Source organism: Allobosea sp. RCC_152_1, assembly GCF_041360765.1.
GTDB lineage: Bacteria > Pseudomonadota > Alphaproteobacteria > Rhizobiales > Beijerinckiaceae > Allobosea > Allobosea spartocytisi.
Genome location: NZ_JBFUPU010000003.1, coordinates 216,029 through 233,310, shown reverse-complemented (window position 1 = coordinate 233,310; position 17,282 = coordinate 216,029). Strand labels below are relative to the sequence as shown.

The 17,282-nt window shown below is 67.1% G+C and carries 14 protein-coding genes and 1 tRNA gene; 5 read left to right on the top strand and 10 right to left on the bottom strand.

Going from position 1 to position 17,282, the window contains the following annotated elements:
- Positions 1-149: 149 nt before the first annotated feature.
- A complete protein-coding gene (gene clpB, locus AB6806_RS12915) occupies positions 150-2,768 on the top strand; it encodes an ATP-dependent chaperone ClpB (protein WP_142019966.1) in 2,619 nt (872 codons plus the stop codon).
- Positions 2,769-2,982: 214 nt separating this feature from the next.
- Here the strand turns inward: clpB and metW are convergent, their stop codons facing one another.
- Positions 2,983-3,606, bottom strand: a complete 624-nt coding sequence (gene metW / locus AB6806_RS12910) for a methionine biosynthesis protein MetW (protein WP_142019968.1) — start codon at positions 3,604-3,606, stop codon at positions 2,983-2,985.
- 2 nt (positions 3,607-3,608) lie between these two features.
- A complete protein-coding gene (metX, locus tag AB6806_RS12905; RefSeq protein WP_142019970.1) occupies positions 3,609-4,778 on the bottom strand; it encodes a homoserine O-acetyltransferase MetX in 1,170 nt (389 codons plus the stop codon).
- A gap of 169 nt (positions 4,779-4,947) precedes the next feature.
- Between metX and AB6806_RS12900 the strand changes: the two genes are divergently transcribed.
- From AB6806_RS12900 to AB6806_RS12885, 4 genes are all read left to right on the top strand, one after another.
- Complete coding sequence (locus tag AB6806_RS12900) at positions 4,948-5,784, top strand: chorismate mutase (RefSeq protein ID WP_038360693.1); 837 nt, start codon at positions 4,948-4,950, stop codon at positions 5,782-5,784.
- A 157-nt stretch (positions 5,785-5,941) separates the two neighbouring features.
- Positions 5,942-7,045 (top strand): histidinol-phosphate transaminase, encoded by a 1,104-nt coding sequence (gene hisC / locus AB6806_RS12895; RefSeq protein ID WP_142019972.1) that lies wholly within the window; start codon positions 5,942-5,944, stop codon positions 7,043-7,045.
- 5 nt (positions 7,046-7,050) lie between these two features.
- Complete coding sequence (locus tag AB6806_RS12890; RefSeq protein WP_142019975.1) at positions 7,051-7,989, top strand: prephenate/arogenate dehydrogenase family protein; 939 nt, start codon at positions 7,051-7,053, stop codon at positions 7,987-7,989.
- A gap of 104 nt (positions 7,990-8,093) precedes the next feature.
- Positions 8,094-8,169, top strand: a tRNA-Thr gene (locus tag AB6806_RS12885).
- A gap of 172 nt (positions 8,170-8,341) precedes the next feature.
- Here AB6806_RS12885 and AB6806_RS12880 read toward each other — a convergent pair.
- Genes AB6806_RS12880 through AB6806_RS12845 form a run of 8 tightly spaced genes read right to left on the bottom strand, consistent with a single transcriptional unit; the run spans position 8,342 to position 16,791 of the window.
- Entirely contained in the window at positions 8,342-9,436 is a 1,095-nt protein-coding gene (locus tag AB6806_RS12880; RefSeq protein ID WP_142019983.1) for an LLM class flavin-dependent oxidoreductase, read from the bottom strand.
- Between the two features lie 6 nt (positions 9,437-9,442).
- Positions 9,443-10,375, bottom strand: a complete 933-nt coding sequence (locus tag AB6806_RS12875; protein WP_142019985.1) for an ABC transporter substrate-binding protein — start codon at positions 10,373-10,375, stop codon at positions 9,443-9,445.
- A gap of 44 nt (positions 10,376-10,419) precedes the next feature.
- On the bottom strand, positions 10,420-11,352 hold the full coding sequence (locus AB6806_RS12870; RefSeq protein WP_142019989.1) for an ABC transporter substrate-binding protein: 933 nt from the start codon (positions 11,350-11,352) through the stop codon (positions 10,420-10,422).
- Between the two features lie 31 nt (positions 11,353-11,383).
- Positions 11,384-13,177, bottom strand: a complete 1,794-nt coding sequence (locus AB6806_RS12865; RefSeq protein ID WP_133562428.1) for an amino acid ABC transporter permease/ATP-binding protein — start codon at positions 13,175-13,177, stop codon at positions 11,384-11,386.
- Positions 13,178-13,218: 41 nt separating this feature from the next.
- Positions 13,219-13,755 (bottom strand): GNAT family N-acetyltransferase, encoded by a 537-nt coding sequence (locus AB6806_RS12860; RefSeq protein ID WP_038360707.1) that lies wholly within the window; start codon positions 13,753-13,755, stop codon positions 13,219-13,221.
- Between the two features lie 35 nt (positions 13,756-13,790).
- On the bottom strand, positions 13,791-15,146 hold the full coding sequence (locus tag AB6806_RS12855) for an LLM class flavin-dependent oxidoreductase (RefSeq protein WP_370954716.1): 1,356 nt from the start codon (positions 15,144-15,146) through the stop codon (positions 13,791-13,793).
- Between the two features lie 22 nt (positions 15,147-15,168).
- Positions 15,169-16,164, bottom strand: a complete 996-nt coding sequence (locus AB6806_RS12850) for an LLM class flavin-dependent oxidoreductase (protein WP_370954715.1) — start codon at positions 16,162-16,164, stop codon at positions 15,169-15,171.
- 9 nt (positions 16,165-16,173) lie between these two features.
- Complete coding sequence (locus tag AB6806_RS12845) at positions 16,174-16,791, bottom strand: flavin reductase family protein (protein WP_142019995.1); 618 nt, start codon at positions 16,789-16,791, stop codon at positions 16,174-16,176.
- Positions 16,792-17,282 lie beyond the last annotated feature (491 nt).

Sequence of the window (17,282 nt, the reverse complement as noted above, 5' to 3'; positions counted from 1 at the left end):
CGAGGTCAATTGCATCGCCCCCTCTTCCGTTGCGCCAATGTCACACTATCTTGGGAGGCGAAGGGCGGCCCATCGCGGCGCCCTATCCTGATGAAAGGCAGCGGGTCTTGCGTCGCTACGGGGCGCGGCCTGCGGGCGGAGTGATCTGAATGAACATTGAAAAATATACGGATCGGGCGAAGGGCTTCCTCCAGGCGGCGCAGACGATCGCGCTGCGCGAGGGCAACCAGCAATTCACCCCCGAGCATCTGCTCAAGGCGTTGCTCGACGACAACGAAGGCATGGCGGCGGGTCTCATCGACCGGGCCGGCGGCCAGTCGCGCCTCGCGCTGCAGCTTGTCGACCAGGCGCTGGCGAAGCTGCCGAAGGTCTCGGGCGGCTCGGGCGGCCTCAACCTGACGCCGGGTCTCGCCCGCGTCTTCGACACCGCCGAGAAGGCGGCCGAGAAGGCCGGCGACAGTTTCGTCACGGTCGAGCGGCTTTTGCTCGCGCTCGCGATCGAGAAGGACACCGAAGCCGGCAAGGCGCTGTCGAAGGCCGGCGTCACCCCGCAGGCGCTGAATGCCGCGATCGAGGCGATCCGCAAGGGCCGCAACGCCGATTCCGCTTCGGCCGAGCAGGCCTATGACGCGCTGAAGAAATATGCCCGTGACCTCACGGCCGCGGCGCGCGAGGGCAAGCTCGACCCGGTGATCGGCCGCGACGAGGAGATCCGCCGCACCATCCAGGTCCTCTCGCGCCGGACTAAGAACAATCCCGTCCTGATCGGTGAGCCCGGCGTCGGCAAGACCGCCATCGCCGAGGGCCTCGCCTTGCGCATCGTCAATGGCGACGTGCCCGAGAGCCTGAAGGACAAGGAACTGCTTGCCCTCGACATGGGCTCGCTCATCGCCGGCGCGAAATATCGCGGCGAGTTCGAGGAGCGGCTGAAGGCGGTGCTGACCGAGGTTTCGTCCTCGGATGGCGGCATCATCCTGTTCATCGACGAGATGCACACCCTCGTCGGCGCCGGCAAGACCGACGGCGCGATGGATGCGTCGAACCTGCTGAAGCCGGCGCTCGCGCGCGGCGAACTGCACTGCATCGGCGCGACCACGCTCGACGAGTATCGCAAATATGTCGAGAAGGATGCGGCGCTGGCGCGGCGCTTCCAGCCGGTCTTCGTCGACGAGCCGACGGTCGAGGACACCATCTCGATCCTGCGCGGCCTGAAGGAGAAATACGAGCAGCATCACCGCGTCCGCATCACGGATTCGGCGCTGGTCTCGGCGGCGACCCTGTCGAACCGCTACATCACCGACCGCTTCCTGCCGGACAAGGCGATCGACCTTGTCGACGAGGCCTCGGCGCGCCTGCGCATGCAGGTCGATTCCAAGCCCGAGGAGCTGGATTCGATCGACCGCGAGATCGTCCGTCTCAAGATCGAGCAGGAGGCGCTCAAGAAGGAGAACGACGCCGGCTCGAAGGAGCGGCTGAAGCGGCTCGAATCCGAACTGGCCGATCTGGAGTCGCGCTCCGACACCATCACGGCCAAGTGGAAAGCCGAGAAGGACAAGCTCGGCCACGCCGCCGAGCTGAAAACCAAGCTCGACAACGCCCGCAACGAACTCGCCCAGGCGCAGCGCAAGGGCGAGTATCAGCGGGCGGGCGAGCTTGCCTATGGCGAGATCCCCGGGCTCGAGAAGCAACTCGCCGAGGTCGAGGAGAAGGGCGAGGGCGCCGGCATGGTCGAGGAGGCGGTGACGCCTGACCATGTCGCGCAGGTCGTCAGCCGCTGGACCGGCGTGCCGGTCGATCGCATGCTCGAAGGCGAGAGGGAGAAGCTGCTCCGCATGGAGGAGGTTCTGGGCTCCCGCGTCGTCGGGCAGCGCGAGGCGGTGGAGGCGGTCTCGACCGCGGTCCGTCGTGCGCGGGCCGGCCTGCAGGATCCCAACCGTCCGATCGGCTCCTTCATGTTCCTCGGCCCGACCGGCGTCGGCAAGACGGAGCTGACCAAGGCGCTGGCATCCTTCCTGTTCGACGACGACACCGCGCTCCTGCGCATCGACATGTCCGAGTACATGGAGAAGCACTCGGTCGCCCGGCTGATCGGCGCGCCTCCCGGCTATGTCGGCTATGAGGAGGGCGGGGCGCTGACGGAGGCGGTCCGCCGCCGGCCCTATCAGGTCGTGCTCTTCGACGAGATCGAGAAGGCGCATCCGGACGTGTTCAACGTCCTGCTGCAGGTTCTCGACGATGGCCGCCTGACCGATGGCCAGGGCCGCACGGTCGATTTCCGCAACGTGTTGATCATCATGACCTCGAATCTCGGTTCGGAGTTCCTGGTGAACCAGCCCGAGGGGCAGGACAGTGATGCGGTGCGCGACGAGGTGATGGGCGTGGTTCGCCACGCCTTCCGGCCCGAGTTCCTGAACCGGATCGACGACATCATCCTGTTCCATCGCCTGCGGCGGAAGGACATGGACGCCATCGTCGATATCCAGATGGCCCGGCTGCAGAAGCTGCTGACCGATCGCAAGATCACGCTCGAGCTCTCGAAGGAGGCGCGCGAGTGGCTGGCCGACAAGGGTTATGACCCCGCCTATGGCGCGCGCCCGCTGAAGCGCGTGATCCAGAAGTTCGTTCAGGATCCGCTGGCGGAAGCCATCCTGGCCGGCGAGATCGTCGATGGCGAGACGGTGCCGATCACCGTCGGTCCGGGCTCGCTGATGCTGGGCCATGTCGCGGCCGTTAAGGAGAAGCGGCCCGTGGGTGTGGCGCTGAACTGAAATCGCGAGCGCCCTTCTCCCCTCGGGGAGAAGGTGTCTGGGGAGCAGGCGGATGAGGGAAGGGTCGCGCAAGCGGCCCTTTTCTTTGCCTGTTGCGTCGCCCTCATCCGTCAGCGCTGCGCGCTGCCACCTTCTCCGCGTATGTCGGATGTTTCCGACATACGCTCTCCAGAAGCCGGTCTGGGGCAAGCCCGAGACCGGTGAGGAGAAGGATTCACCCCCGCTTCAGCAGAAACACCGCCTGGGCGCCGAACAGGTTCCAGAACCACCACGGCGCCTTGACGCCGACCTTGCCGCCGGCGGCGTCGAGCGCCACCGCGCGTTCCTTCTCCGCGCCGATCAGGTCGCAGAGCGCGACGAAATCGCGGATCGTGCAGAAATGGATGTTGGGCGTGTCCCACCAGCTATAGGGCAGGGCCTCGGTCACCGGCATATGCCCCTGGAAGAACACCTGCGAGCGCATCCGCCAATGCCCGAAATTCGGGAAGGAAACGATGGCGCGACGGCCGATCCTGAGCATCTGCTCCAGCACGAGGCGCGGATTGCGCGTCGCCTGAATCGTCTGGGACAGGATGACATAGTCGAACGAGTCGTTGGGGTAGTCGGCGAGATCGGTGTCGGCGTCGCCCTGGATCACCGAGAGCCCGCGCGCCACGCAATCGGCCACGCCCTCGCGCGAGAGCTCGATCCCGCGCGCATCGACGTTGCGGGTCTCCGCGAGCAGTGCCAGCAGCGCCCCGTCGCCGCAGCCGACATCGAGCACGCGCGTGCCGGGCTGCACCATCTCGGCGACGAGCTTGAGGTCGATGCGGTTCGTCTGATTGTCCGGGAGGGTCATGCTCAGAGTCCCCGCGCCCGTGCCGCCGCGCCGATGAAGCCGCGCGTCGTGGCGAACAGATTGGGCTCTTCCAGCAGGAAGGCGTCGTGGCCCTTGTCGCTCTCCAGCTCGACGAAGGAGACCGAAGCGCCGGCCGCGTTGAGCGCATGCACGATGGCGCGGGAATCCGCCGTAGGGAACAGCCAGTCCGAGGTGAAGGAGGCCACGCAGAAGCGCGTCTTCGTCCCCGCGAAGGCGCGCGCCAGAACTCCGTCATGGTCGTCGGCGAGGTCGAAATAATCCATCGCCCGCGTGACGTAGAGATAGGAATTGGCGTCGAAGCGCTCGACGAAGCTCAGGCCCTGATGGCGCAGATAGCTCTCGACCTGAAAGTCGGCATCGAAGGAGAAGGTCGGCGCCTCCCTGTCCTGCAGCTTGCGGCCGAATTTGCGGTGCAGCGCCTGCTCGGAGAGATAGGTGATATGCGCTCCCATCCGGGCGACCGACAATCCTTTGGAAGGCCGGGTGCCTTCTTCGAGATAGCGTCCCTGGCGCCAGTCCGGGTCGGCCATCACCGCCTGCCGGCCGACCTCGTGGAAGGCGATGTTCTGCGCCGAATGCTTGGCGCCGGTCGCCAGCGGCAGCGCCGAGAACACACGGCCCGGATAGCTCGCCGCCCATTGCAGCACCTGCATGCCGCCCATCGAGCCGCCGGCGACGCAGAACAGCGTCTCGATGCCGAGCGAGTCGATCAATGCCGCCTGCGCCCGCACCATGTCGCGGATGGTGACGACCGGGAAGGACAGGCCCCAGGGCTTGCCCGTCGCCGGATTGGTCGAGGCCGGGCCGGTCGTGCCCGTGCAGCCGCCAACGACATTGGCGCAGATCACGAAGAAGCGGTCGGTATCGATCGGCTTGCCCGGTCCGATCATCGCGGTCCACCAGCCGCCCTTGCCGGTGATCGGGTTGCGGCTCGCGACATATTGGTCGCCGGTCAGGGCGTGGCAGACCAACACCGCGTTGGATTTCTCGGCGTTGAGCTCGCCATAGGTCTGGTAGGCGATCTGCCAATGGTCGAGCACGACGCCGCAATCCATCAATAGCGGCGCTTCAGGCCCGAAGCGCGCGACCGGGCTCGAAGGCTCGTTGGCTTCCTTCAGCGGGTCGGCGAGGCTGGGGGAGAGATCGCTCATATCGTCCGTTTCGGCAGTGTTATTTGTCTTGCCGGTCCAAGCGTTCGGAAAATCGAACTCTAGCGATGCCGTGTCGAGACGCCTCTGTCAACGCGGGACTGCGCAGCCGGCTTTGCCAAGGCGCGGCGGGAGCGCTAAGGAGCGTGGCCTTGCCGGAAAGCGCGTTGCCATGACCGAAGCCGCCCCGACCACCCTTGCCGATCTGCGCAGCGAAATCGACCGCATCGACAGCACGATGCATGCGCTGCTGATGGAGCGTTCGCAGATCATCGAGACGCTGATCTCGATCAAGAAGACGCAGGCCTCCGGTTCCGCCTTCCGCCCCGGCCGCGAGGCCGACATCATGAAGCGGCTCGCGCTCAGCCATAAGGGCCTCCTGCCGCTCGACACCGTCGAGAGCGTCTGGCGCATCATCATCGCCACCTTCACCTATGTGCAGGCGCCTTATTCGGTCCATGCCGATGTTTCGGGCGGCGACCCGGCGATGCGTGATTCCGCCCGCTTCCATTTCGGCTTCACGGTGCCTTTCGTCCCGCATGAGGACGCCCGCGCCGTGATCCGCGCCGTCGCCGAATCCGCCGGCGATCTCGGCATCTTCCGCATGGATCAGGGCGCCAGCGCCGGCATCTGGTGGCGCGACCTGATCGGGCCGGATGCGCCGAAGATCATCGCGCGTCTGCCCTTCGTCGAGCGCCCGGACCATCCGGCCGGCACGCCGGTCTACTGCATCGCCAAGCCGCTGGCGGACGCCGCGGTGCGCGAGATCGTGCTCTATGCCGCCCGTGTCGAGCGCTGGTCGGAGGCGCTGCGCCACGGTCTTGCAGAGCATCTGGCCGAGGTCTCGGCCTCGGCTGCCGACGGCTCGCATCTGTCGCTGCTGGTCGCCGCCTCCGGCGAGGTCGATCAGGCGGCGATCCGGGCTGCGCTCGCACCCGCTGGTCTCAGCGACTTCTCGGAGGTCGGCAGCCACGCCGCCCGTTTCGCCGTCAAATCCGCCCGTTCGTGAACGCTCTCACGTATCGCCTCTGATCCGCCGTCGTCATCCCGGGCAAGCGCAGCGCAGACCCGGGATCCATCGTAGAGTGCATCGCCCTCCGATGGATTCCGGGTCTCCCTCCGGTCGCCCGGAATGACGGGGAAGGATCGAACCGAAAGACCGATAGATGACCGCCTCCCGCCCCGTGCCCCGTCCCGGCGTCCTCGAGATCGAGGCTTATGTTCCCGGCAAATCCGCCGCGCCCGCCGGCGTGAAGCTGCACAAGCTCTCCTCCAACGAGACCCCGCTGGGTCCGAGCCCGAAGGCGATCGCGGCCTTCGAGGGCGTCGCCGCCAAGCTGGAGCTCTACCCCGATGGCTCGTCGAGCCGGCTCAAGCAGGCGATCGCCGGCCGCTACGGCCTCGATCCCCAGCGGATCATCTGCGGCAATGGCTCCGACGAACTGCTCGAACTCGTCACCAAGGCCTATCTGGGCGAGGGCGATGAGGGCATCTACAGCCAGTACGGCTTCCTGGTCTATCGCATCGCGATCCTTGCCGCCGGCGGCAAGCCGGTCGTCGTGTCCGAGAAGAATTATACGGCCGATGTCGACGCCATCCTCGCGGCGGTGACGCCGAAGACGAAGATCGTCTTCCTCGCCAATCCCAACAATCCGACCGGCACCTATCTGCCCTTCGATCAGGTGAAGCGCCTGCAGGCCGGCCTGCCGCCGCATGTCCTGCTGGTGCTCGACGCGGCCTATGCCGAATATGTCCGGCGCAACGACTATGCGTCGGGCCTCGAGCTTGTCGCCGAGAGCGAGAACGTCGTGATGACGCGGACCTTCTCGAAGATCTACGGCCTCGCCAATCTGCGCATCGGCTGGCTCTACGGGCCTGCCCATGTCATCGACGCGCTGGAGCGCATCCGCGGCCCCTTCAACGTCAACGGAGCCGCCATCGAGGCCGGTGCCGCCGCCGTCGCCGACGAGGCCCATGTCGCGGCCGCGATCGAGCACAACGACAAATGGCTCGCCTGGGCGACCGCCGAGATCGAGAAGCTCGGCCTCGCGGTCACGCCCTCGGTCGGCAACTTCATCCTGATCCATTTCCCGAAGACGCCGGGCAAGACCGCCAAGGAGGCCGACGCCTTCCTGACCCGGCGCGGTCTCATCCTGCGCGCCGTCGGCGGCTATGGCTTGCCGGACGCGCTGCGCATGACCATCGGCTCCGAGGAGGCGAACCGCCTCGTCGTCGCCGCGCTCGCAGACTTCCTCGCGGGCAAGGCCTGACGCCGATGGCGGAGAGCTTCGCGCCGCGCCGCGCCACACCGGTCTTCACCCGCCTCGCTATCATCGGCATCGGGCTGATCGGCTCCTCGATCGCGCGGGCGGCGAAGGAGCTGAACCTCGCCGGCACGATCGTGCTGGCCGACCAGGACGTGGCCGTGCGCCAGCGGGCGCGCGAGCTCGATCTCGGCCATGCCGTCGCTGATACGGCGGCCGAGGCGGCTGATGGCGCCGATCACATCATCCTCTGCGTGCCGGTCGGCGCCTGCGGTTCGGTGGCGGCCGAAATCGCGCCTTCGCTCAAAGCGGGCGCGATCGTCTCCGATGTCGGCTCGGTCAAGGGCTCGGTCGTCGACGCCGTCCTGCCGCATCTGCCCGAGGGCGTGTCCTTCGTGCCGGCCCACCCGGTGGCGGGCACCGAGAATTCCGGCCCCGATGCCGGCTTCCCGAGCCTCTTCCTCAATCGCTGGTGCATCCTGACGCCGCCGGAAGGTACCGATGCGGCTGCCATCGCGAAAACCCGCCAGTTCTGGGAGGGGATGGGTGCGCTGGTCGAGGTGATGAGCGCGCAGCATCATGACCTCGTGCTCGCCGTCACCAGCCACCTGCCGCATCTCATCGCCTACAACATCGTCGGCACGGCCGAGGATCTGGAGGCGGTGACGCAGTCGGAAGTCATCAAGTTCTCGGCTGGCGGCTTCCGCGATTTCACCCGCATCGCCGCCTCCGACCCGACGATGTGGCGCGACGTCTTCCTGCACAACAAGGAAGCGGTGCTGGAGATGCTCGGCCGCTTCAACGAAGACCTCGCTTTGCTCACCCGCGCCATCCGCTATGGCGACGGCGAGACCTTGCACAAGCACTTCACCCGTACCCGCGCCATCCGCCGCGGCATCGTCGCGCTCGGCCAGGAGAAGCCGGAGACGGAGAAGCTGCGCAAGGATTGAAGGGAGGCGGGATCGCGCCGGAGAATCGCCGGGGCTTCGGTGCTGTGCATGGCACCGCTTGCGGCTTGCCAAGCAGCCCCCCTGCTGGTACAGCGCCACCCGTTGCCGCTTTAGCTCAGCTGGTAGAGCACCTCATTCGTAATGAGGGGGTCGGGGGTTCGAATCCCTCAAGCGGCACCATTTTCCTCTTCGCTGACGTTCACGAACCGACCCAACCGGTCGGTCTTTTCGTGTTTGGCGTTCGCAGACGACATTCGAGGCCAACAGATGGCCCCGACCGACCCTGCGCTTCGAAATGCCAGCCCCTCCGGAAAGACGGTGAGGCTGTCGCACGGGAAGGGTTTTTCAGCTCTCACGCCGAGCGATGATACGCGATGGCGGCGTCTGATAGGTGGGCGCCTCCCGCGGGCGCGCTCTCGGCTGCGGATGCTCGTTGCCCGCGCCAACCAAGTCGCGGTGCGACCAGCTCGACGAAATCCGTCAGGATCTGGCGATGGTCGGCGAGGCTGAAATTGTACGGTAGTTCCAGCCGCAGCGTGTCGACCAGTCGCAGCACCGGATCGGCTTCCAGTCTTTCGACGATGTCCGCGGCCGGCCCGACGATGTCCGGCGCGATCAGCGTCCGCCGCTCGCCCTGCGGCACCAGCGTGCGCGCCTGGCGGCTGGCGGCATAGTCACGATAGCGCTGCCGCGTCCCGGCATCGGCGCCGTCGAGCGGCACGATCACCCGGCCGATGGCGATGCGCGGCTCGGCCGGTCCGCGCCAATGCGTGCGGAAGGTCTCGACATGGCGCCGCTGTGTCTCGAAGAAATCGTCGGTCTCCTCGCCGGTGTTGATATTGCCGAGGAGGAGATGAAAGCCGTTCTCGGACGCCCAGCGGGCGGAGCGCAGCGAGCCGCCGCCATACCAGAGCCGCTGGCGCAAGCCTTGCGCGTGCGGCCGCAGCCGGGGGCGATGCTCGCCGGCTGCCGAGGTGATGCGCGCCTGCGGCTCGCCCAGCCAGTCGCCCGCGATATTGGCCGCCAGGCGCGCGACGCGGGCATGGGAGAAGTCGATGGCCGCCGGGTCGCCGTCGAAGAGGCGTTCTCCCAGCAGCTTGCCGAAGGGCGGCGCCCCGGCGCTCAGGCCGATGTTCAGCCGCCCGCCGGAGAGCACATCGACCAGTGACAGATCCTCCGCCAGCCGGAACGGGTTCTCGTAGCCCATCTGGATGACGGCGCTGCCGAGGCCGATGCGCCGGGTGCGCTGGGTCGCGGCGGCGAGAAAGGCCGCCGCCGAGGAGACACCCGGTTCGAGATGGCGCTGGCGCACCCAGGCGCTCTCGAAACCGAGCGCCTCGCCATATTCGAACAGCGAGAGCGTCTCCTCCAGGCCGGTGCGTGGATCGGCGTCGTCGTAGTTGCCGGGCGTCAGGAAGGCGATGTTGCGGATCGAGAGCTGCGTCATGGCTTTTCAGTATTTCGGCAGGCCGGGCGGGTTGGTCTCGGAACGCGGCAGGGCTTCCTCCTCCAGCCCCCAGCGGGCGAGTGCCTGCCCGTACTTGCCGTTCGCGATCAGGTTGTTGGTCGCGAGCGTCAGCGCGTCGACGAGCCCGCTGCCCTTGCGGGTTGCGATCGCGACATCGGATTTCAGCGGCCAGCCGGCGCTCAAGGTGCCGATGCGCCTGATGTCCTTGTCGCGCGCGGCGATGAAGACGAGTTGCGCGTGGGGCTGGACGATGACGTCCGACCTGCCGGAGCGCAGGGAGACGAGGCGCGCTGCCTCGTCATCGAAAAGCTGGAGTTCGATCGGCTTCAGGCCGGCCGCGACGTTCTGCTTGCTCCACTCGACGAGGATGCGCTCCTGATTGGTGCCGCCGCCGACGGCGATGGTGAGACCGGCGGCGTCTTTCGGCTCCCTGATGCCGGCGATCCTGCTGTCGGCCTTGACGAAGAAGCCGTGCAGCCCTTGCCGGTAGGTCGAGAAGTCGAACTTCTCCTTGCGCTGCTCGGTGACGCCGACATTGGAGATGACCGCGTCGTATTTCCCGGAGGCGAGGCCGAGCGGCCAATCGGCCCAGGCCACGGGGACGAGATTCAGCTTCAGGCCGAGGCTGCCGGCGATGAGCAGCGCGAAGTCGGGATCGGCTCCGATCACCGTCTTCGCATCGGTGGCATAGGTCGCGAGCGGGGGCCCGCCGGGGCTGATCCCGATGGTGAGCACACCGGGCTCGGCGAAGGCATAGTTGTTCGGGATGCGCGCGACGGCCGCCGGGTCCTTCTCGGCACGGATACGACCGGGCTGCTCCGGGCCGAGATCGAAGGGCGCCTGCTGGGCGAAGGCGGGCAGGCTCGTGGTGCTGAGCGCGCCGACGAGAAGCGACAGGAGTGTCCGTCGCGGAATCATGATGAACTCCAGTCCTGAAAGATCGATGGGGTGCTGGCCGCGGCTCAAGCCTTCGGCAGGCCGGGCGGATTGGTGCGCGATTGAGCGATCGCCTCGGCCGTCAGGTTCCAGCGGGCGAGCACCTTGGCGTAGTTGCCGTTCCCGATCTGGGTGTTGAGCGCGCGGGTGATCGCGTCGGCGAGGCCCGCGCCCTTGCGCGTCGTGACGGCGATCTCGGCCAGTTCTGGCCAGCCGCCGCTGAAATTCCCGGCGAGCCGCGTCTTGCCTTCCTGCGCGGCCTTGAAGCTCAGCAGGGCATTGGGGCCGAGATAGGCATCGGCGCGGCCGGATTCGAGCGCGAGATAGAGAACGACGTCGTCGTCGTAATACTGGATATCGACCGGCTTCAGCCCGGCCTTGGTGTTGGCCTCGTTCCAGCGAAGCAGGATCTGCTCCTGGTTGGTGCCGGAGGAGACGATGACCTTCAGCCCCGCCACGTCACGCGGCTCGCGGATGACGATCTCGTTGCCCTTCTTCACATAGAAGCCGAGCAGGTCCTTGCGGTAGGTCGAGAAGTCGAACTTCTCCTTGCGCTGCTCGGTGACCGTGACGTTGGAGATGACCGCGTCGAACTTGCCCGAGACCACGCCGAGCGGCCAGTCGGCCCAGGCCGTGGTGACGATCTCGAGCTTGCGGCCGAGGGCGTCGGCAACAAGCTGCGCGATCTCCGCCTCCGCGCCGATGACCGTCCTGTTGTCGGTCGCGAAACCGCTGAAGGGAAAGCGCCCGGTATTGTTGCCGACGGTGAAGACGCCGTCCTTGGCGAATTTGGCATCCCCGGCGATGAGCCTGATCGCCTCCTCGTCGCGCTGGGCGCGGGGACGGCCCGGCTGTTCGGGCGAGAGGTCGATTGCCTGCTGGGCGAAGGCCCCGGCGGGGATGAGCGCGGAAGAAGCCGCACCGGCGAAAAGGGCGAGCGAAGCGCGTCTGGTCAGCATGATCGTGTTCCTTGTCCGAAAACTTTGAGCGTCAGAGCACCTTGGCGAGGAATTCGCGGGTGCGGGGATGGTCGGGCTCGCCCAGCACCTTGGCCGGCGCGCCGGTCTCGAGGATGCGGCCGGCCTCCATGAAGACGACCTGATCGGCGACCTCGCGGGCGAAGCCGATCTCATGGGTGACGATGACGAGCGTCGTGCCGGAGCGGGCGAGTTCCTTGATGACGTCGAGCACCTCGCCGACGAGCTCGGGGTCCAGCGCCGAGGTCGGTTCGTCGAAGAGCAGGACCTTGGGTTTCAAGGCGAGCGCGCGGGCGATGGCGACGCGCTGCTGCTGGCCGCCGGAGAGCTGGCGCGGATAGGCATCGACCTTGTCGGCGAGGCCGACGCGGGCAAGCAGCTCCCGCGCCTCGGCCAGCGCCTGTTCGCGGGAGAGGCCACGCACCGTCACCGGCGCCTCGGCGATGTTCTCGATCGCGGTGAGATGGGGGAAGAGGTTGAAGTTCTGGAAGACCATGCCGACGTCGATGCGGCGCTTCAGGATGTCCTTCTCCTTCAGTTCGTAGAGCGTCTCGCCGTCCTGCCGGTAGCCGATCAATTCGCCGTCGATGGCGATGAAGCCTTCGTCGACCCGCTCCAGATGGTTGATCGCGCGCAGCAGCGTCGATTTGCCCGAGCCGGACTGGCCGATGATGGCGGTGACGCTGCCCGGCTTCAGCGCGAGGCCGACATCGTCGAGCACCTTGAGCGGGCCGAAGCTCTTCGAGACGTGGCTGATGCGGATCTCGCCGCCGCGACGCGGCGACAGCGTCGCGAGCGAGGCCGCGTCCTGCCGGCTGGCGACCGGTGCCGGCGCGGCGAAGGCGGTGCTCGTGTTGTCTCGGCCGCGGCCGAGCCAGCGCAGGGCGCCATCGATCGCCGATGGCGGTGGGTTGCGCAGCGCGCCGCGGGCGTAGTGGCGCTCGATATGGCGCTGGAAGAAGGAGAGGACGCTGAGGATGACGAGGTACCAGACCGTCGCCACCATCAGCAGCGGGATCACCTCGAGATTGCGCCGGTAGATGACCTGGATGGTGTAGAACAGCTCCGGCAGGGCGAGGATGTAGACCTGGCTGGTGCCCTTCGCGAGGCTGATGATCTCGTTGAAGGCGGTCGGCAGGATCGAGCGCATCGCCTGCGGCAGCACGATGCGCGAGATCTGGCGGCGTCTCGGCAGGCCGAGCGCGGCGGCGGCCTCGTGCTGGCCCTGATCGACGGACAGGATGCCGCCGCGCACGATCTCGGATGAGAAGGCGGCGGCGTTGAGCGTGAGCCCCAGCACGGCGGCGAGGAACGGCGTGATGAGCTGCGTCGTCTGCCAGGAGCCGAAGCTGATATCGGTGAAGGGGATGCCCAGCCAGATCGTGCTGTAGAGATAGCCGAGATTGTTCAGGATCAGCAGCAGCACGATCAGCGGGATCGAGCGGAAGAGCCAGACATAGCCCCAGGACAGGGACGCCAGCAACGGCGAGCCCGAGACCCGCGCCAGCGCCAGCAGCGTCCCGAGCAGGAAGCCGAACACCGTGCCGAGCAGCGTCAGCAGGAGTGTGCGTCCGAGGCCGACCAGCACGGGCTCGGCAAAGAACCACTCGGCGAAGACGTCCCAGCCCCAGCGCGGATTCGACAGCACCGAATTCAGGATCGCGAAGATCACGACGCCTGCGAAGACCGTGCCGATGATCCGCCCGGGATAGCGGGCCGGCACGATCCGGTAGCGGCTGAAGTCGCGCCCGGGCGCTGGCTGATGGGCGTGCGAGGGCAGGCCCGCGAAGTCGCTGGCGAGGGTCATGTCGGATCTTTCGGGCTGAAGGCGGTGTGTTGGTGCGGCCGTCAGGCCGCGTCGAGCGATCGGTGGCTTTCCGATGGCGGGGCCCGTCTCGACGGCGTGACCGAAAGTGCCTTCTCGAATGGCAGGATGCCATAGGTCTCGGGGTCGACGGTCAGGTCGAACAGGGCCGTATAGCCGGCGCCCAGATAAAGCGCCTTGGCCTCGGGTTGGCGGAAGCCGGTGGTCAGATAGATTTTGTCGTAGCCTTGGCGGACCGCCTGCTGTTCCAGCTCTTCGACGATGCGGCGGGCCAATCCCTGGCGGCGCAGCGCGGCATCGGTCCAGACCCGCTTGAGCTCGGCGGTATGGGAGTCGTAGCGCTTGAAGGCGCCGCCGGCGACCGCCCGGCCATCCCGCAGGAGCAGCACGAAATTACCGTCCGGCGGAGCGAAAAGCGCGGCGGGGTAGCGGCTCATCTCGGCGCCGGGCGGGTCGCCGAAATAGCTGCCGTAGCGGGTTGCGTATTCCCAGGTCAGCTGCTCGACGAGCGGCTGCGCGCGCGGGTCGAGCGGGGTGGTGTAGACGAACTGATCGGCCATCTCCGGAGCCTTTCTCACAAGCGGTGGCGGCGATCTCAGCCCGCTCTGCGCACGGTTTGCGCGGGGGCATTGCGCGCATGGCGGCTCTCGCGACGCGGCAGGCCGAGATGATCGCGCAAGGTCTGGCCCGGCAGGCTGCGGTCATAGACGCCGCGCTCTTCCAGGACGGGAATGACAAGCGCGATGAAGTCGTCGAGACCTTCTCCGAGGACCGGGAAGCCGAGCACGAAGCCGTCGGCCGCCCGCTTCTCGACGCGCTCGATGAGGCGGCCGGCAACCTCCTCTGCCGAGCCGATCAGGTCCGTGCGCGGCGTCGCGGCTTCCAGCGCCGCCTCGCGCAACGTCTGTCGCTTGAGCACCGCGTTGCGCTTGATGCGGTCCGTGGTCGAGCGGAAGCTGTTCTTGCCGATATCGCCGAGATCCGGGAAGGGGGCATCGAGCGGATAGGCGCTGAAGTCGTGATGGTCGAAGAAGCGGCCGAGATAGGCGAGCGCGTCCTCGATCGAGATCAGCGCCCGGATCGCGCGATATTTCTCCTCGGCTTCGGCCGGGGTGCGGCCGACGATCGGACCCGCGCCCGGAAACAGCTTCACCTCGTCGGCGCTGCGGCCCTGCGCCACCGCGCTGGTCTTGATGGCGCGATACAGCGCCTGGGCCTCCTCCAGCGGGACATGGTTGGCGAAGACCGCATCTGCATGCTTGCCCGCCAGTCCGATGCCTGCTTCGGAGGCGCCGGCCTGGAACAGCACGGGCTGCCCCTGCGGCGAGCGCTGGATGTTCAGCGGCCCCTCGACCTGGAAGAAGCGGCCCTTGTAGCCGAGCGTATGCAGCTTCTCGCGGTCGAAGAAGCGGCCGGTCTCGCGGTCGCGCGGGAAGGCGTCGTCATCCCAGGAATCCCACAGGCCCTTGGCGATATCGAGATATTCATGCGCGATCTCGTAGCGCAAAGCATGTTCGGGATGGGGCCGGCTGTAATTGCGGCCCGATCCTTCCAACGGGGATGTCACGGCGTTCCAACCCGCGCGTCCACCGCTGATCAGATCGAGCGAGGCGAATTGCCGGGCGATCGTGAACGGGTCGCTATAGGAGGTCGAGACCGTTCCGACGAGGCCGAGTTTCCGGGTCGCGACCGCCAGCGCCGAGAGAATCGTCAGCGGCTCGAAGCGGTTGAGGAAATGCGGGATCGACTTCTCGCTGATGTAGAGCCCGTCGGCGATGAAGGCGAAGGCGATGCCGTTCTCCTCCGCTTTCCGGGCATTGCGGATGAAGAAGTCCAGATTGACGCTGGCATCCGGCGGATTGCTCGGATGACGCCACGCATTCATGTGGCTGCCGGCGCCCTGCAGCATCACGCCGAAGGTCAGGCGGGGAGTCACGGTGCTCTTGGCCATGGATCTCGTCCTTTCCGAATGATCAGGCTGCGAGCGCCGGCGCTTCGCCGGCCAGCAGCATCACGGACGCGAGCCGCTTCTCGGCGGCGGCGGGCGGTGTATCGATGATGAATTCACGGACGCCGAAGCGTGCCTGCAGCCGCTCCAGCTCGCGGCGAACCTGCTCGGCCGTGCCGGAAACGATCTGCGGCTTGCGGATTTCGGTGTGGTAGGCGACGGCGCCGGCCTGCCGGGCATATTCCGCCGCCTGCTCTTCCGAGCCGAGATTGACGCTGTGGCCATCGTCGAGCGTCACGCGCACGATCTTCAGCGCATCGGTGAGGCTGCGCGCCTCGTCCGCCGATGGCGCGGCGAGAGCCGTCACGGCCAGCAGGACCGGCCCTTTGCCGCCCGCGCCGGCATAGGCTTCGAAGCTCGCCTCTATCGTCTTCTCGTCGCCATTATGCTGGCCGGCGAAGACGAAATTCCAGCCGCGCTCCCCGGCCAGCCTGGCGCTGTCCGGGCTGCCGCCCAGCAGGAAGCGTTCGGGTGAAACGGGCGGCTGCGGCAGAGCGCGCGCTGCCCCTTCCTCCGCGCTGTGGACGCTCAGGAACGTATCGAGCTCGCTCAACTGTGCGCTGAAGTCGTGGGCGGGACCGGATGCGTGGAGGACGCGCAGCGCCCGTGTCGACGCCGGCAACCCGCCGGGCGCGCGCCCGATGCCGAGATCGACCCGCCCCGGAGCGAGCGACGCCAGGACATTGAAGATCTCCGCGACCTTGTAGGGGCTGTAATGCGGCAAGAGGACACCGCCGGAGCCGATCCGGATGCTGCGCGTGCGCGCGGCGAGATAGGCGATCAGCACTTCGGGAGCGGAGCTCGCCAGACCGGGAAAGCCGTGATGCTCGGCGACCCAGAAGCGCGTGTATCCGAGCCGTTCGGCCGTCTGTGCCAGCGCGACCGTCCGTTGCAGCGCGCCGGCGGCGTTCTCGCCTTCCGGGATCGGGCTCTTGTCGAGGAGGCTCAGGCGGTAGCTCATCGTCGTTCCTCAATAGGCTCGCAGGCCGAGTGCGCTCGCAGCCTCGTCGGGCAGCCAGCCAAGGCGCTCATAGGCACCGCGCCAGTAGAGGAGCGCCGCCGACTCGCTCCCGATCCTGATCTCGCGGATCCGGCCGATGACGATGGCGTGGGAATGCCGCTCGATTAGCTCCTCGATCTCGCAGTCGAGATTGGCGAGCGCGCCGTCGAGCAGGGCAGAACCCGATGCGCCCTCCGTCCAGCTTGCCTCGGCATAGCGGGCGAGCCCCTTCTCGCCGCCGCGGCCGGCAAACCGGTCGGCGATGGGCTTCTGGTCGGCGGCGAGAAGATTCACGGCAAAGGCGCCATGCGCCCGCAGCACCGGAAAGCTGGACGATGCCAGGTTGAGCCCGAACATCAACGTCGGCGGCTCGGCCGACAGCGAGGAGACGGAGGTCGCCACCAGGCCGGTCCGCGCGGCGCCTCGGCCCGTCGTGACGACGCTGACGCCGCCGGCGAGCTGGCGAAGCGCCTGGCGGAAAAGCTGGGGATCAGCTGGGGCCGGGTGCGCCGGCGCGGTGGAGGAGGCGATGACCCTCGGAAGATCCTTCGGGCCGGGGGCCTTCGGCACAAGCGAGACGACCGTCATAATGGACTCCGAGAAGATTGCGCCCTGGCCGGACCAGGCGACGTCGGCCAACGAGCAGAGCCGGAAAGGGCGGGTGCGGGCTCGGCGATGGCGGGGAAGAGGAGGGGCTCAGCGGTCTTGTCGCAGGCCCGTATCGGCGTCGCTGGGAACATGAATCCCCCTTCGCCGGGGAGCCGGCGCTGCAATCTGTCTATGGTGTTCGATGGATCAGTGGTGGCGGCGAGACGCTCTTACGCCAGACATCGGCGCGATCGACGAGATATTCCGCATCGTTCAGCGATGGCAGACATGGGTCAGACTCCGTTGCGGAGCCCACGATCGTCTCGTGGTGCTTTTAGCATTGTTGACGCGGTGCAAGCTGCTCCAGCAAATCCCGCGAATGACCGAACCGAGGCGCGATCAATACTGTCATCTTTCCCTTCGGAACCGTTTCCGTCAATGAAACCGCATTCCAAAGATGGCGGCTCGCGGAGGCCAATCCGCCAAAGGAC

Excerpts from the sequence above, each read along its gene's own strand:
- AB6806_RS12845 (WP_142019995.1), bottom strand. The coding sequence starts at position 16,791 with ATGACGGTCGTCTCGCTTGTGCCGAAGGCCCCCGGCCCGAAGGATCTT.
- AB6806_RS12880 (WP_142019983.1), bottom strand. The coding sequence starts at position 9,436 with ATGACGCAGCTCTCGATCCGCAACATCGCCTTCCTGACGCCCGGCAAC.
- AB6806_RS12890 (WP_142019975.1), top strand. The coding sequence starts at position 7,051 with ATGGCGGAGAGCTTCGCGCCGCGCCGCGCCACACCGGTCTTCACCCGC.
- AB6806_RS12860 (WP_038360707.1), bottom strand. The coding sequence starts at position 13,755 with ATGGCCGATCAGTTCGTCTACACCACCCCGCTCGACCCGCGCGCGCAG.
- AB6806_RS12875 (WP_142019985.1), bottom strand. The coding sequence starts at position 10,375 with ATGATTCCGCGACGGACACTCCTGTCGCTTCTCGTCGGCGCGCTCAGC.
- AB6806_RS12855 (WP_370954716.1), bottom strand. The coding sequence starts at position 15,146 with ATGGCCAAGAGCACCGTGACTCCCCGCCTGACCTTCGGCGTGATGCTG.
- AB6806_RS12870 (WP_142019989.1), bottom strand. The coding sequence starts at position 11,352 with ATGCTGACCAGACGCGCTTCGCTCGCCCTTTTCGCCGGTGCGGCTTCT.
- metX (WP_142019970.1), bottom strand. The coding sequence starts at position 4,778 with ATGAGCGATCTCTCCCCCAGCCTCGCCGACCCGCTGAAGGAAGCCAAC.
- metW (WP_142019968.1), bottom strand. The coding sequence starts at position 3,606 with ATGACCCTCCCGGACAATCAGACGAACCGCATCGACCTCAAGCTCGTC.
- AB6806_RS12865 (WP_133562428.1), bottom strand. The coding sequence starts at position 13,177 with ATGACCCTCGCCAGCGACTTCGCGGGCCTGCCCTCGCACGCCCATCAG.
- hisC (WP_142019972.1), top strand. The coding sequence starts at position 5,942 with ATGACCGCCTCCCGCCCCGTGCCCCGTCCCGGCGTCCTCGAGATCGAG.
- AB6806_RS12900 (WP_038360693.1), top strand. The coding sequence starts at position 4,948 with ATGACCGAAGCCGCCCCGACCACCCTTGCCGATCTGCGCAGCGAAATC.
- clpB (WP_142019966.1), top strand. The coding sequence starts at position 150 with ATGAACATTGAAAAATATACGGATCGGGCGAAGGGCTTCCTCCAGGCG.
- AB6806_RS12850 (WP_370954715.1), bottom strand. The coding sequence starts at position 16,164 with ATGAGCTACCGCCTGAGCCTCCTCGACAAGAGCCCGATCCCGGAAGGC.